Here is a 15,217-nt window from a genome sequence, read left to right as displayed (position 1 = left end):
TTGTTATGAGAATACTGATCTTTCTTTTTTTTATATTTATTTCAATCACTAAGGCTCATGCAAATTTAGTTTTAAGTGAAGTTTTAAATAAACCAGAAGATCTTGAACAAGCATTTTTATTTGTAGAGCAAGAAAAAGATAACAAAGTTAATGAAGCAATTTATGCGCTCGAAGTTTTAAAGAAAGTTTACCCAGAAAATTCAGAGATCAAAATAAAACTATTTTATCTTTATGAAAAAACTCAAAACGAGACAGAGTTAAAAAAAATATTAAATGAGTTAAAGGAATTTGAAAACATTCCAAGTTATATTGTAAGTAAAATAAATGAATTAATTGTTTCAGAAAACAAATCTGAGAAAGAAAATTTACAAATATCAAATGATAGTTCTAAAGGAATAAAATATTCTGAAATTCTTAACAATCCAACTGATCTTGAATTAAATTTGAGATTTGCAAAAGAACAGGAAAGTATAGGAAATTATAAAACTGTTATTGCAACTTTGGAAAGACTATCTGATTTATACTCAGAAAATTTAGATTTAAAATTATATTTGTTGTCAATATCGTTAAAAATAGATTCTAAAGAAAGAACGAAAGCAATAATTGATGAGATAAAACAAAGTGAAAAATTAACAGCTGATATCAGAGAGCAACTTAACTCATTAACCCAAACTTTAGAAAATCAGAAAAAACCAAGAAATGAAAACGACTGGGTTAGATATGTAGATTTTGGTGTTAATCTTGCAGAAGAAAACAATGTTAATACTGTTTCAAATTCAAAAACATTATATATCAGTGACAGTTTAAGTAATTACGCTGCTGATACTATTTACGATGATTCTTATAGTGACATCTTTATAAGAACAGGTGCTTTTAAAAAACTATCTGATACTTCAAATTTAAGTTTAAGTTTAGGTAAAAACGTAACTAGACAAAATAGAGATAAGAATAAAGAAAATGATCTAGACTCTCTATTTGTTAATTATAATAAACAATTCAATAAAAATTATACGTCTGCCTTCTTTTCAATGAATAATAATAATTTTGTTAATGATGCTGAAAATGTAATTTACAATGTTACTCTTGAAAATAGATACCTAACTAAACCAAACCAAAATCTTTTGGTATCTTCAAATATGGGTATTACAGATTACAGAACAGATACTACTTTTAGTTCTGCAGAAAATAAAAATAATACTTATTATGGAATTGCAACAGGTTATGAGTATTTTTTGAGTAATACCAATAATATAAAATTTAAACTAGGTATAAATCAGTATAACGCTAAGCTAGACTCTTATGGATATGAAAATAACTTTTACACTATTTCAAATTCGGGGAAAATTGGATTTTTGAATTATACAATTTCTCATTCAAATAACTCAAATAAATATGATAAATCTGACACTTTCGTAAAAAGCGATACGGTCAGAGATGATGAGATTGTAACAAATAGTGTTACACTTTCTGGAAATTTAGAAGATCTAATAAAGAATAAGTATATAAAGAATGTTTTTTACAATCTTTCTTATTCTGATATAGAGTCGAGCTCAAATATCCTTAATTACGACTATGATAAGGAAATAATTAAATTTGGATTAACTAAAAGGATGATGTTTTGAAGAAAATATTGGCTCTAATTTTAACCCTATTTTTTATCAGTCATTCAGTTGCTGATGAAAAAATTGTAGGTGCAATTACATTATCGATTGGAAAAATTACCAATCAAAACGGAGAAATTTTAAAAGCTGGAGATAAAATTTTCTTTGGAGATGAAATTATTTCTGATGGAAAATCTAAGTCTCAAATAATCTTTTTAGATGAAACTGTGCTTACTATTGGAGAAAAAACATCAATTACAATAGATGAATTTGTTTTTGATCCAAGTACATTAGATGGCAGTTTTTTAGCTACACTTAATGAAGGAAGCGTAAAAGTTTTAAGTGGATTAATTAATCAAAAGAACCCTGAAAAATTAGAAGTTAAGACTGCAGCAGGAACAATAGGTTCAAGGGGTACAGAGTTTCAAACAATTATAGATGAAGAAGATAATGCACAAGTATTACTTATTGGTCCTGGAGAGGACAATACTTTAGGATTAAGACCAGGTGCGGTAGAAGTTGCAAATGAACTTGGGAGTGTATTATTAGATACACCTTTTTCATTTACTCAATTATCTTTAAATCAAATCCCAACTCCTCCAGTTGAAATTACACAAGAACAATTACAACAATTTCAAAATTTCTTAGATGTTAAGGCAAATCTTGATGCTCAAGATGTTGAGAGTGCAATTAAAGAAGGATTATTTGATGATCAACAAATAAGCGGAAATGAAATAATAGGTGAAATAGTTACTACTGCTCTTAATTTAAGTGATGGAGGATTAACTTTCGATCAAATAGCAGAAGTACTAGGTGTTGATGTCGTAGATATTATTGGTGAGGAAGGTCAAGCTGAATTTGAAAGCGAGTCAGCAGAAAACCAAATTGCAATGGCAAATGCTGAGGGTGGAGACGGTCTAGCATATATTTTACGTTATGGTGGTACTAATTTAGGACAAACTAATTACGGAGATTTCCAAGGTATAACTTCAGGAACTTACACTTATACAGGTAACAACATTAACATGGCAGCAACTAAAGGAACTGGTTCTGGAACGTTTAGTGGTGTAACAACGGTTAACTTTGCATCTCAAACAATTAATAATACTTATTCAGGAACATTGTCTTTAGATGGAAATGCTAATGTAGATTTTAGCTATTCTTTTACAACTGATTACTCTAGTGGGTCAGCATCTACATCAATGTGGGGAACTAATAACGGAATTTTTAGTATAAATAATTCAAACGGTACAACTGCTACAACCACTAAATCAGGTGATGCTGGTTTTGATCCATCAGACTTTACTTCAGCTGCTGGAAGTTATTATGCTGACGCTGCAACAGATTTCTTTAATGTTCAAATGAATGGATCTCCAAATCCATCAACTGGCTCAGTTGCAACAATTGCTTTAAATGTTTCTGATTATAATGATGCTGCAACTGATACAGAAAATACTATAGATGGCCAAAGAACTGGTATTATGCCATCAAGAAATTAAAACTATCTATTATTCCAAGATATAGGTGTAACAGTTACAGCGTTTCTGCTACCAATTGCTTTAACAATTCCAACTTCTTGATTTAATGTTGTATCTCCATAAACGAGCTTAACTTTTATTCTTCTATTACCTGGAGTGAAATCACTAGTGTCTGTATTTTGATAGTATACTTTTTCTAGCTCATCTCTCCATTCCTCAATAGTAGGAACAGTATTTGCTGGTGGTGTTATCTTTAAAGGAGAATTAGAAGACCCAATAAATGTAGCTGATCTTGACCAACCAGATGTTAGTGCATTATCTCCCGTTGTATTAATTTTAACTGTATCTTCATCACTTATAAAAATACTATTTTCACTGCCATCATTATAAAAAGATACTTCTGCTCTAACTGGGCCTAATACTACAGCTATATTGTTATCATCCTCTTCAATAACTGCCCCCGTGTAATCTCCAACACTACCTCCAAATCGAACAATATATCCCTCAACATCCGAACTAGCAGCACCTTCTCGTGTCATAATTTTTGTTGTGGATGGCGAACTAGTTTGTTTGAATGTTAAATAATCATTATCATCAGCTGCCGGATGAGAGTTCATCCAGTTTGCTGAAGCGAATGGTCCAACACGGACACTTGTTTCTGAGGAACGCAATGTTGTCTGATTACAACTAGCTTCGTTTTCAAGATCAGCATCGGTTAAAGATGTGTTTATCCTTACGCGCCAAAATTCTTTATCTTTCCATGGACCAGAGGTATATCTCCAAAAACCAGATCTATATAATCCGCCCTGACATTCATCAGTACCATTGACCCAAGCCTCTTTATTATTAGTAACACCAAGTTCTTTTAGAGCATTCAAATCTGCTGTTGTTGTTACATTTGCTAAATAGCCTTGAATTCCACATAAGTTTGCATAAGTCGCCTGAAAATTAGCTTGATTGTAATTTAGTTCCTTAATATTCAATTGATAGTAATGTTCAGCATCAGTTGGTTTTTTAACATCCCCAATTAATACTTCTATTTCTCTAGTTCCTGCTGTTGATGCATTGTGTTCAAAATACATTGACTTAATTAAATCTAAATAATTTTTACAAGTAGCATCTCCTGTTAATGTGACAGTAGCTGTTTCATTGTTTGTGGCTGATAAACCTAAAGCACTAAGCTCATTTGTTCCAGCTACTAATTTATCACCACTTTGAGAACCAGTCTTTATCTTAACGATAGCTTTTGATACCCTTCTATCATAAAGTTTAATTACTCTTTTGGTAGCTATTCTTATAATTGGGTCTTCATCATTTTCCATACCACCATATTCAACAATAATTCCTCTTATTGAGTAATCAGAATAAGAATCGTCTGGACCATTATTCCAATTATGCAAATCATTCCAAGTTAATTGCTGACTCTCTGAAAAGTGAGTTCCTAACATATGTACACCATGTTCTGTTCCAGCAACATTATTTGGTTCATTTTCTCCACTCCAATTTCTAAATGGCATTCCATCAACAAATACCTCACCAATTTGCTGACCTGATGGATTTGCTCTTGTCCAATCTGGTTCACCACGATTAGGTTGTCCAGCTTTTGGTAAAGTAATCTCTTCTTGGTTTGCAGACGGATCTTCACTTGCAGTTCTATTAGGAGCAAAAGCTAAACCTCTAGCATTCCACAACATTCCTTCTGGTCCTGTTACCCATCTCCAAAAAGGACACTCATCATTATCTACTGAGTCATCCACATTGCTTAAACTTGCATTAAAGAAAGTTCTAGTTCTATTTCCTGTTATTGCAGCATTTGTTTCTAAAGCAATTTTAGGATCTTTGTAGAATAGCTCTATACCTGATTGAGACTGAGGATTGTTATTTGAACTAGAAATTGTTGCAGTTTCTTTTCTGTAAAATTCATTTTGAATACCTTCTAATTCCCATAATTGTGATGTGCTTGCAGTGTAGTTTGAAAATGATGTAGAATTTATATTTTCTCTAGTATCAAGATCTACAAGATTAAAGGTAGTGTTTGAGACAACTCTAACCCTATAAAATCCTGTACTAAGTTGAGTCATCCCGTCTACATTCATTTGATTAGATGAGCTAATATCTGCAATTTTTATAATATCATCATGTACCAATCCATGATTTGAGCTTGTAGTAACAAGAGCTGGGTTCGCTTTAGATATTGATGAAATTGTTATTGCAGAAACAGTCCCTCTATATTTTTCAACAATATTTCTTAAATAGTTAACCGAAGATCCATAAGATTGACCTCCTCTATACATTGTAATATTCTCAAAATCTCTTAAAGCTCTAAAATCAGCAGTAGCTTCGGCTCTATTATCTCTTTGTCTAAAACCACCACACTTATTTAAATCAGCATTTGAATTTTGATCATCTGAGGATGAAATTCCTCCCATCCATCCATTTCCAACTGCTTTATCCGTTACAATATCGTTTTCTTCTTCACTTGTTATAGTTGCTAGATATCCACTTTTTCCAAAGTAATCTAATTGTCTCGCAAGTGAGAAGCCTTCGTTCATTCTTCTATTTTTATCATTAAAGATATCATTGTTTGCATTTGAACTTGCCCTTCTTGGAAATTCATAAAATTCATAAAAATGGTTATAACCATCACGATGCTCATTTACATGAAGAGGGCCAAGTGAGAATAAAATTGTTCTTTCACCTAATGAAGGAGTTGTAACATCATCTGCATCTGGATCAGTTCCATCTGTACCATCTGTTCCTTCAACTGCATAAGGATTGTCACCATCCTCTGCATCAGGTTCTAATGTATTGTAATATTTGACAGACTCGAACGCTTGTTCCCATACATCAATATCATCACACGGTGCATCAGACTCGTTTCCAGAATACAAAGTCCAAACTTGAGGATTAAAATTTGTAGGCGTTTCGCTTATGTCTAATGAAGATCCACCTGAAATTGTTGAACCAGATGTATTTTTCCAAACTCTGTTATTATACCAAACAAAATCATTTGCATTATATGAAGTTGCGGGGCTCCAATTATCTGGTTTTCCAGAATGGACTAAAGTTAATACTCCAGTATAGGCATTCCATCCTAAATAATCATCTGATGTATTATTATCTGATGCGGAAGTGTTATCTGCAGTAATGGCTGAAGGATAATCTTCTGCACTTGTATCAATTTGCAATATATCTTCATAAACATCAGGATTATCATCAAGATCAAGATCATTTAAATCACCATCATTATTTCCATCTATAGCCGCAACATAAGTATCCGCCTCTATAGTAACTCGTGCCATACAAAAGTTTGTATCGCTATAATTTACTTCATCAGCATCATCTGTATCACCATCTTGGTTAATATCATGTTCTAAACTAAAATGATCATATCCCCCATACTCAACTACATATCCTGTAATGCAATCTAATCCTCCAGAATTACAATTTGGAATTCTTCTTAAATCATTCCATTTTCCATCACTGTTAGCTCCCCTATCACCTCTATTTATTTCCATATCGGCATAAGGTTCAGCGGCATTATTGGGTTCGTTTGTTTGCCAATTGGTATAAGAAACGCTCATTCCCATTAATGGTCCAGACTCGGATTGCATATTGGTAGCACCAAGTGTTGGGTCTCGCCAATCTGAATTAGAAAGCCATATATAATGCTCGTCATCAGAACCGTCTAATCTTGCTCCATAATATACAGCTCTAGTTTCTCCGGCGGCTACATGAAAAGGAGTTACACCCGTGCATCCTGAATCTGTACTGTTATCGCACATAACAGCATCTTTAATAAATTCATTTTCAGCTGCACTTTCAATTGAAACTAGATATCCTCTCATACCACCACATGTTGATTGTTCTGCCCTTCTCTTTGCTTCCCACCAATCAATAGAGTCGCCATTGTATCCAAGATCGCTTGAAATGTTTGGTGCTGTTGAAAAATATTTATAATAGTGACCGTAGCTATTATCCCCTGATGAAGATTTAAATTGAACTCCATCACATCCACTACCTAAAACTTCTGACCAATCATCTTCTTCAAAATCAGCATTTGCACTTTTTCCGTCATCTTTTTCTAAATAATAAAGTTTATCGTCATACTCTACACAATCGCCCTCGTTGTAAGATGAAGAAGCACTAAAATCTGTAAAAGTAGTTGTGTTGTTGCATTGCTCCATCGCTCTTTTGTAAACATAGAAATTGGTATTAGTATTATCTTTAGTTTGAATATTAATGTCTCCATCAGTACCTAATTGACCAACATAAGTACTTAAAGGTGTAATCAATGGTGTACCCTCTTGACCTGTAAGGTCATTTAAATCTTCTGAAGTTAATGCTATTTTTCCATCTCCAACGTCACCTTTTTGAACTGGAGCACTCACAATTAATTCCAAAGGCACTATTTGGTTTTGTGGACCTTTTCCACATGACAAAATTTTGTAATAAACTAAATCTTCACCTGGAGGAATATTATAAACAGGAGTTGTATCATGATCTACTTCGATTTTATTATCATCTGGATCTTCATAATCCTCTTTTGCCGTCTCCCATTTAGTTCCTTTAGTTCCAATTCCATAAATTGTTGCATCATTTTTTCTATCCGCTCCTCTAGAAGTATTAGAGTCTTTTGCGGTGTTACCAGAACCTTCATTAAATTTATAATATGAAACAAGGCCAGGTTCTGAACCTGATAATCTTCTCCTATTATTATTTGCAATATCAGTTCCTGATCTAGAAATATTCCATATTCTCATTTCGGAAATGTTACCCTTCCAAGGGACACTTTGAATTTTTACATCTCCGGTTAAATAACTATTAGGAGAAAAGCCATGAAGACCTTCTCCGATTGCGAGTGGCCAATGGTCTCCTTCTGGAAGTGTTTCAGGTTGATTTGTGTATCCAGATTTTGCTCTAGCACCAATATCTGCATTATAGGTTCCTACCAGTGTTCCATTTTGGTAAATTCTTACATTTCCGGTATCAGTCGAGCCAGGCGTTCCTCCATCCCAAACCCAGGCAATGTGTGCCCATTTATCTTTAACAGGGGTACCTACAGTATTCCCTTCGCCTGCTAAAACTACTTCTCCTAATCTAGGTGACCAATCATCATCCAAAACTTTAAAGACTAAATCCCACTCTCTACCCCACTCAAAAGCGTGCATATTATATTCAGATCCTGTCTGCTTATTTTTGATCCACATTTCAATTGTGAACTGATCAGTTGGGAAATCTTTAAATTTTTCAACTAATGCAAATGATCTGTCAGTATAGGTTGTGTCTCTTTCTGTATTAGCTTTTGAACCTTGTTCAGAAAAATAAATTGATCTAATCACATCTGAATATCTCATAACAAAAACTTCATAGGACATATCCTCAAATTTTTTGTCATCATTACCTAAGTCTGACGTAATTCTTTTTGCATAAAAAATATCTTTGCTTGAATTAGTGTAACCATGCCTATTCAGACATTTGTTGTCAGAATTATCTACATGAAGAGAGTTTTTTATATCGACTAAAGAGAAACTATTTGAATTAAGTTGATCTGATATCCATTTCTGACCTTCTTGCAAACCAGTTTCAGCTGCTAAATTAACCTGTTGCATAACTGAATTTCTTGAAACACTTTTTAAATCATTGTCATAATAAAAAAACATTGCTCCTGTCATTATTGATAAAGCAGAAACAACAGCGATAACAAAAACTAAAACAAATCCTTTTTCTTTTTGATTTTTAAAGTTCATAATTTATTAAGAGTCACTCCATAACTGTTGTCTATCAATATAATTGTGAGAAGTTTTGCATCTATTCGAGAGCATTCCGATAGTAACGTCTTCTCCATCTACAGTTACTGTTTTTTCCGCAATTTTAACAGATGGTTGAACAGATCTCTCTGGAAAATCAAAAGTAATAACTGCTTCATCCAAGTTACTTGTAAAAGGAACGGTTTGTCTTCTAAAAACTTTTTCACCTTCTTTTCCGTAGATATACCCCTCTATGGTCATAGCAGCTTTTGTTTTGTAAACAGAAATATTTTCCATTGCTGTTTCAGAACAATCTACTCTATCAACATGAACTTTTTCTGTTGTTGCAAATTGATTTCCTCTTAAGTCTGTTGCAATAATTCTAACTGCAAAATATTTTTTATTAACTGGCAAATTTGCCCATCTAATATCTGAATCATCATTTAAAACTAAATAAAATTTATCATCTTTTTGATCTATTCTAAATCTTGTTCCATGATCTACATCTTTATCTGAGTCATCATTTGGTACCTCACCAAGATTAAATCTTACAAAATCGTGTTCATCAGGCTCTTGTGCGTCGTCCCCTGTAGTTGTCACATAAATTTGACCAATGACTAAATCTTTATTTGAGTCTTCAGGCATATCAAAGTTTGTCTTGTCTGTGATAACAGTTCCATCTTCCTCTTTAAAAGACACTCCATCAGGTGTTGTATTGCCTATATTAAAACCAATATAAACTTTTTTAATATCAGAAATTCTAGAGTTTGATGTGTCCTCAGTTTGAACTGCGTAATAAAATGAGTCCTCATGAGCTTCACCATCATCAAAACCAGTTGGCAATGTGTCGTATTTAAATGAACCATCTGCATAAACATGTATTTTTCCTCCTGAAGCAGTTGTAGAAACTATTGCTCTTGCACCACTGTAGCTTGCTTTATTTCTAGTATCATACATCTCACCAATATTTGGCAGTTCACTATTGTTTGCCCAAACTGCAGTCACTGCTCTCCATGTTCCGCTTAATCTACAATCCATTGTCCTATCAGATCCATCAACATTTTGGGTTTTGTAAGTAGCTGACTCAGCCAAATCACCAGCTACGGTTCCAATTTGCGCACAACTATTTGTATCTGAATTTGCATCAATCAATACCTCCAGATGTTCTCCCTGCGGATCATAAGACTTACTTAACAATCCATATACTCTGTTTATAGTTTTGTAATCTTCATCCATGTAGTAGTATAAATTCTGTGCTTTAGGCATTGGTTTGTTGGCTGCAGTTTTTGTAGGAACGTATCTTGGTAGTCTTGCAATCTGTATATTTGAATATCTATTATCAGGTTGTGAAAAAGAGACGATTGCAACTGAGCCTCTTTGAAATCTTTTAAAATTTGCTTTTTTTAAATCATCTCTATCTTGGCTTCTCCCTGGTAAAGCAACTTCTGTTCCTGAGTCAGCTTCTGAAAATGGAAATGTAGATGAAGTATGATCTTTTAAAGTTCCAGTGCTATCAAAACGATAATCAAAAGCAGTAAATCTTTGGCTTAATGTATTGGATAGATGCGGTTTATTTTCAATATTTGCTCTAAATTTATTTGGATGAAACGTCATGGTGATTGTGTTTTTTACACCTGTGTTTCTTCCCCAACTACAGTTCCATCTATGCGTAGCTCCGGGGTTGTAACTTATCCTTGAAAATGATCTTCCACGACTACTACAATTTCTAAAACCAGTATTTGTTGGTCTAGTATTATCAAATCTTGCAAATAATCTATCATATCCAAGTGTATTATAATTCATTTGTTGAGAACTGCTTGGTGTTGACCATCCTGTTAAATGACTCATGTTTGCATGTGAAAGATATGACCCTTCTGATTTTCCACAATTTCTTGTATGGCTAAATTCATATCCTTTAAAATGATGTAAGTGTATTGCTGATTGATTTCCTCTAGCTCCCCACCATGACCACAAATACATATCATAAGTCATATCTGCTGGTTCTCCCCACCAACTATTTTTCTCTGAAGCAGATAAACTATCCCATTCAGCCTTATCAATTCCTCTAAGAGAGTTTTTTAATTTTGTATCAAAATCACTACCTCCACCTAATCTTTCATAATCAATTCCAGCACACGCTCTTATTTTTCCATCAGGCCATTTTTTTTGAACTACACTAGGTCTTTGATATCCGGCAGCAAATCCCAACATATCATCATCCATCCAAGCGCTCATTTGTGGATTGCAATCTGGATAACCCCCTGAACAAATCATTCCTTTCAAAACAAAAGAATCGTATTGATCGGTTGATACTAAAAATGAGGGAGACGCTAAGTTTTGTTGTATGTAAAAAGATCTTCCATCATCGGTTAGATCATAATTTGGTCCTCCATTATAACTTGAAGAACCTCTGCTCTCATAGTTATCTTTACCATAAGTAAAACCTTTTGGTTCCCAAGTATGAAGATTGATGTCTGAAAATTGTGGAGCTTCAAACTTCATAACTCTGATAGTGTAGTCTTTATAGGCTTCATTTTGATCTTCCCAACCATCTCCATCACAATTAGTATCTAAATCAGCCTTCAATCTTATGTTAAAATCTTGATATCCATCAGAATTAAAAGTGTAACCTGTATCGATTTTTGTTAAGTCTCCTGAAATTGTAAGAGTTCCATTCCATTCACCTTCATCTGCCACATTGTCATTATCAAGATCATCGTAACCGGAAGTTGCCGTTAAACCTGGTGGTATAGTCGTGTCAGCACTAACAGTTACTAATTTTAACCTCATTTCACTATGAGTAATGTCTGGAATACCTGTTACCTCTGGTGGTTTTTCAGTTCTAAAAACAATATCATCGTAAGTTCTATTTAAGGCTGTTGTGCCAACTTTTTCACCTTGATGTAAAATTATTACATCATCATTAGTTACAAAATTAGATAACTGAATATCTCTAGTTAAATTGTTTGAACATTGAGCTTTTAAACTACCTGTAAATGGTATTACAGCGTCTCTATTTTCATGCAAATCTTCCTCATCATAAACATAAAATGTAGATCCTCCAAAATTAAGATTTCTCATATAAGCTGAGGCAGTATAAGTTTCGGATACTTTTTCGTCTGCAGATTCTAATTGTACTTCAAAGTCAATATGTTTGCTTCTAAGTCTAATTTTAAATTCATCAAAAAATTGTGCTACAGGCATCCAGTCAACATCAACTGTAGTATTAGAGTCACTCTCATCACAATTATTGGTATTCCAAATTTTCTTTTTTAATACTGTCTTTTCAGTTTCTGGTGAGAAAGGTATTTTCAGTTCATATTTAATTAATTTTCGTCTAATGGTGCCGTCGTTTTCTTGTGTATCAAAACAAAATAAAACCTTTTCTCCATACTCTGTATCATCAGCTACCTCAGTTTCATCAGCATCATCATTCAAGACTTTAACTGGTTCTTGAACCTCACCAAGAGTACTATCAGGGTGTTTGTAGCCTGCCATTTTACTATCGTATTGCAACATATGTAATGCAAAACGAGCCTCTTGTTTCATATTGTTATGATTAATTTGTCTAACAAATGTTCCCTGAAAATTATTATAAATTGTATAAGTCGCTCCCATAACAATAGTTGAGACAACTACAGCAACTAATGCCTCTGCAAGAGATAATCCTTTTTGATAAACAAATTTTTTTAAATTCATATTAAGTTCCAGCTAAAAATAATCTTCTAAATTTTTCTTCAATTTTGTCTTGTTTGATAATTATCGTTACTTGTTTCTTTTTGACAGTTTCATAAATATCAACTCCACCTTCTTGATCTGTAACTCCATCGTTATCTTTATCAACAGGTACATCTTTTTCGATATCTTCAATTTCAAGTAATCTCTTATCTCCAGTTCTTGCAGGACCAAGATGTTTTTTTAACAGAGCCCCCCAATTATCTAAATCAGCCAAAACTTTTTGATTGGTTATTGTTGCTTTATATGTTGTATCTTCAAACTTTGTCATATCCAGATCATCATAAGGATCTAAACTACCTTCGGCATTAGATATAAATGTAATTGGTGCATTTTTTGTAGCATCTGATGCCATGTTTTTGTTAGGTGTATCATCAGGAACATCTGATCTTTCTAATGATAGCGTTGTATTGTTATCATCATCAAAGTCAGTAGAGTCTGTAATTTCATACTTGCCACCTACTCCTTCAATTATAATTTGGTCACCATCTCCTGGTAATTGGGCTAGACCTTTTACTTTCAGTGATGCACCTGCAGTTGTATCTTCAAAAACTCTTGGGTTCCCATATTGTGCAGCTACAGGGTTGTAAACAGCTGCAAGTTCTTCAAACATTAATTCTACCGCATAAGCAGCTTTGTCAAATTTTCTTAAATTTGTAAAATCTCTTTCTTGGTAAGATTGTAATGTCATAAATACAGTTATAGCTACACCCAAAACACCAGCTGCAGTCATTCCCTCAACTAATGAGACTCCTTTTTGAAATTTTTTTTTAATATTCATTACATTCTTGTCCCATTATTAAAAAACCCTGTTTCATAAGTGTGTAAATAATCTTGTTTTCCTCCTGCATTTTCAGAAGATTGCATCTCTCCTCTAGCATTTTCAGGCGAAGAGCCATCAGGCAAAAAACAAAAAAAATTATCTGAAGCAGAAACTTTTGTGCAGTTTCCAGTTGTAGATGTGCATCTACTAATTGTCATATGCTCAAGTTTTTTTGTTAAGTCTGTAAGCTTTGTTCCTTTATCGTTCGTACCATCAAAATCAGAACATTTTGTAGCTGTAGATTTGTGATACTCTACATTATATCTATTTAAGCCTTGTGCCTGCCATACTTCTAAATCTGCAGTAGTGTTGGTAGTATCATTTACAATTCTTATCGTATATGCATTTCCATCTTCCAACGAAAGTTGTCTAACATAATTTATTTGACCTCGAATTGTTGCTAGGTCAGTTTCATAGTTTTCTTGATCACCAAAGTTGTCAATAGCTGGAAATCCTACTGCACCTATAATTGATATGATGCCAATAGTGGTCATTAATTCTAAAAGACTAAAGCCTTTTTCTTTTTTATTCATTGAGATTTATCCTACAGCTTGACCAATGCTGAAAATTGGCATGTATAAAGCAATCATTAGAACACCTATGATCGCACCAATTATAACGATCATCAATGGTTCAATAATTGAAGATAAAGCTGCAACAACACCATCAAATTCTTCTTCATAATATGTTGCAATTGACTGGAACATTTCTTCCATGTTTCCTGTACGTTCTCCAACAGCTGTTAACTGAGCAAGCGCAGGTGGGAATATATGTTCTTCTTTTTTTAACAGCTCAGACAAAGTTTGACCTGTTACTATCTGCCTCCCAATTCTTTCTAATGCATAAATAAATACTAGATTAGTTGTAACAGATTTTGAAATCTTTATTGTATCAATAATACTTACACCAGCTCTTGTAAGGTTGGCCATAATCATGCACATCCTAGAGACCGTTGCTTTAACAATTAAATCTCCAAATAATGGAAATTTTAGAAATCTTTTGTGCATTACATGTCTGAAACTCTCAATATTTTTATACATAAAATTGTAAGTAACTCTAATAATTATAATTATTCCCACAATTTTCATTATGTTTGTTGGGTCAGCAATAAATCTACTTGCATTAACGATAACTAATGTTGCTGCTGGAAGTTGAACACCCATAGAACCATACATTTTTTCAAAAACAGGAACAACTTTCCATAACATGAAAATTGTAATGACCGTTGCAACAGTCAAAAGCATTATTGGATAAAATAATGCACTCTTAATTCCTGATTTTATTTTAGCGTTCTTTTCTAACAACTCTACCAATTTAATTAAAAATTCATCTAACTTACCACTGGCCTCACCTGCAGAAATCATATTCAAATAAATATTGTCAAAAACTTTTGGATGCTTAGCAAATGCATCTGTTAAATTCATACCACCATTTAAATCTTTTACTATTGAATGAGCAGTCATTTTCATTTTCATATGAACAGTTTGATCTCTGATCATCATTATCGACTCTAGAATAGGAAGACCCGCTTTAATCATGGTCGAAACCTTTTTGGTAAACTGTAATAATTCTTTTTGAGGAACCTTAGCCCATGGACCAAAGTTTAAATAAATATTTCCTTTTGCAAAAATGATTGGAGCATTACTTAATGGAATATCATCTAGAGATGGAGGTCCCTTTGCCTCTGACTTACCATTTCCTTTTTTAATAGAAGTTACAATTATTTTCTTTTTTCTAAGTTCTATTGCTGCTTTTTTAGGATCGGATGCAGAAATTACACCAGTAATTTTTTTTCCAGCTTGAACACCGGCATATTGAAATGTTGCCATA

At 33.3% G+C, this 15,217-nt stretch carries 7 protein-coding genes; 2 read left to right on the top strand and 5 right to left on the bottom strand.

Going from position 1 to position 15,217, the window contains the following annotated elements; translation table 11 throughout:
* Window positions 1-5 precede the first annotated feature (5 nt).
* Window positions 6-1,622, top strand: a complete 1,617-nt coding sequence (locus ACTTBE_RS07125) for a hypothetical protein (RefSeq protein WP_440677735.1) — start codon at window positions 6-8, stop codon at window positions 1,620-1,622.
* Window positions 1,619-3,100 (top strand): FecR domain-containing protein, encoded by a 1,482-nt coding sequence (locus ACTTBE_RS07120; RefSeq protein ID WP_440677734.1) that lies wholly within the window; start codon window positions 1,619-1,621, stop codon window positions 3,098-3,100. Before ACTTBE_RS07125 ends, ACTTBE_RS07120 begins: the two co-directional genes overlap by 4 nt.
* Window positions 3,101-3,102: 2 nt before the next feature.
* Here ACTTBE_RS07120 and ACTTBE_RS07115 read toward each other — a convergent pair whose 3' ends face one another.
* The 5 genes from ACTTBE_RS07115 to ACTTBE_RS07095 are packed head-to-tail and all read right to left on the bottom strand — an operon-like array spanning window position 3,103 to window position 15,216.
* Window positions 3,103-8,829, bottom strand: coding sequence for a LamG-like jellyroll fold domain-containing protein (locus tag ACTTBE_RS07115; RefSeq protein ID WP_440677733.1), 5,727 nt, complete (start codon window positions 8,827-8,829; stop codon window positions 3,103-3,105).
* A 6-nt stretch (window positions 8,830-8,835) separates the two neighbouring features.
* Window positions 8,836-12,528, bottom strand: a complete 3,693-nt coding sequence (locus ACTTBE_RS07110) for a PilW family protein (RefSeq protein WP_440677732.1) — start codon at window positions 12,526-12,528, stop codon at window positions 8,836-8,838.
* 1 nt (window position 12,529) lies between these two features.
* A complete protein-coding gene (locus ACTTBE_RS07105) occupies window positions 12,530-13,345 on the bottom strand; it encodes a type IV pilus modification PilV family protein (protein WP_440677731.1) in 816 nt (271 codons plus the stop codon).
* Window positions 13,345-13,920 carry a prepilin-type N-terminal cleavage/methylation domain-containing protein gene (locus ACTTBE_RS07100; RefSeq protein ID WP_440677730.1) on the bottom strand — a complete coding sequence of 192 codons (576 nt, stop codon included), beginning with the start codon at window positions 13,918-13,920 and terminating at the stop codon, window positions 13,345-13,347. Before ACTTBE_RS07100 ends, ACTTBE_RS07105 begins: the two co-directional genes overlap by 1 nt.
* Before the next feature lie 6 nt (window positions 13,921-13,926).
* On the bottom strand, window positions 13,927-15,216 hold the full coding sequence (locus ACTTBE_RS07095) for a type II secretion system F family protein (protein WP_440677729.1): 1,290 nt from the start codon (window positions 15,214-15,216) through the stop codon (window positions 13,927-13,929).
* Window position 15,217 lies beyond the last annotated feature (1 nt).

This window comes from Candidatus Pelagibacter sp. HIMB1587, assembly GCF_052047775.1.
In the GTDB taxonomy this organism is placed as follows: Bacteria; Pseudomonadota; Alphaproteobacteria; order Pelagibacterales; family Pelagibacteraceae; genus Pelagibacter.
This window is presented reverse-complemented; position numbering and strand designations above follow the sequence as displayed.

Bases quoted from the DNA above. Each gene is read 5' to 3' on its own strand.
- ACTTBE_RS07110 (WP_440677732.1), bottom strand. From the start codon at position 12,528: ATGAATTTAAAAAAATTTGTTTATCAAAAAGGATTATCTCTTGCAGAG.
- ACTTBE_RS07100 (WP_440677730.1), bottom strand. From the start codon at position 13,920: ATGAATAAAAAAGAAAAAGGCTTTAGTCTTTTAGAATTAATGACCACT.
- ACTTBE_RS07115 (WP_440677733.1), bottom strand. From the start codon at position 8,829: ATGAACTTTAAAAATCAAAAAGAAAAAGGATTTGTTTTAGTTTTTGTT.
- ACTTBE_RS07095 (WP_440677729.1), bottom strand. From the start codon at position 15,216: ATGGCAACATTTCAATATGCCGGTGTTCAAGCTGGAAAAAAAATTACT.
- ACTTBE_RS07125 (WP_440677735.1), top strand. From the start codon at position 6: ATGAGAATACTGATCTTTCTTTTTTTTATATTTATTTCAATCACTAAG.
- ACTTBE_RS07105 (WP_440677731.1), bottom strand. From the start codon at position 13,345: ATGAATATTAAAAAAAAATTTCAAAAAGGAGTCTCATTAGTTGAGGGA.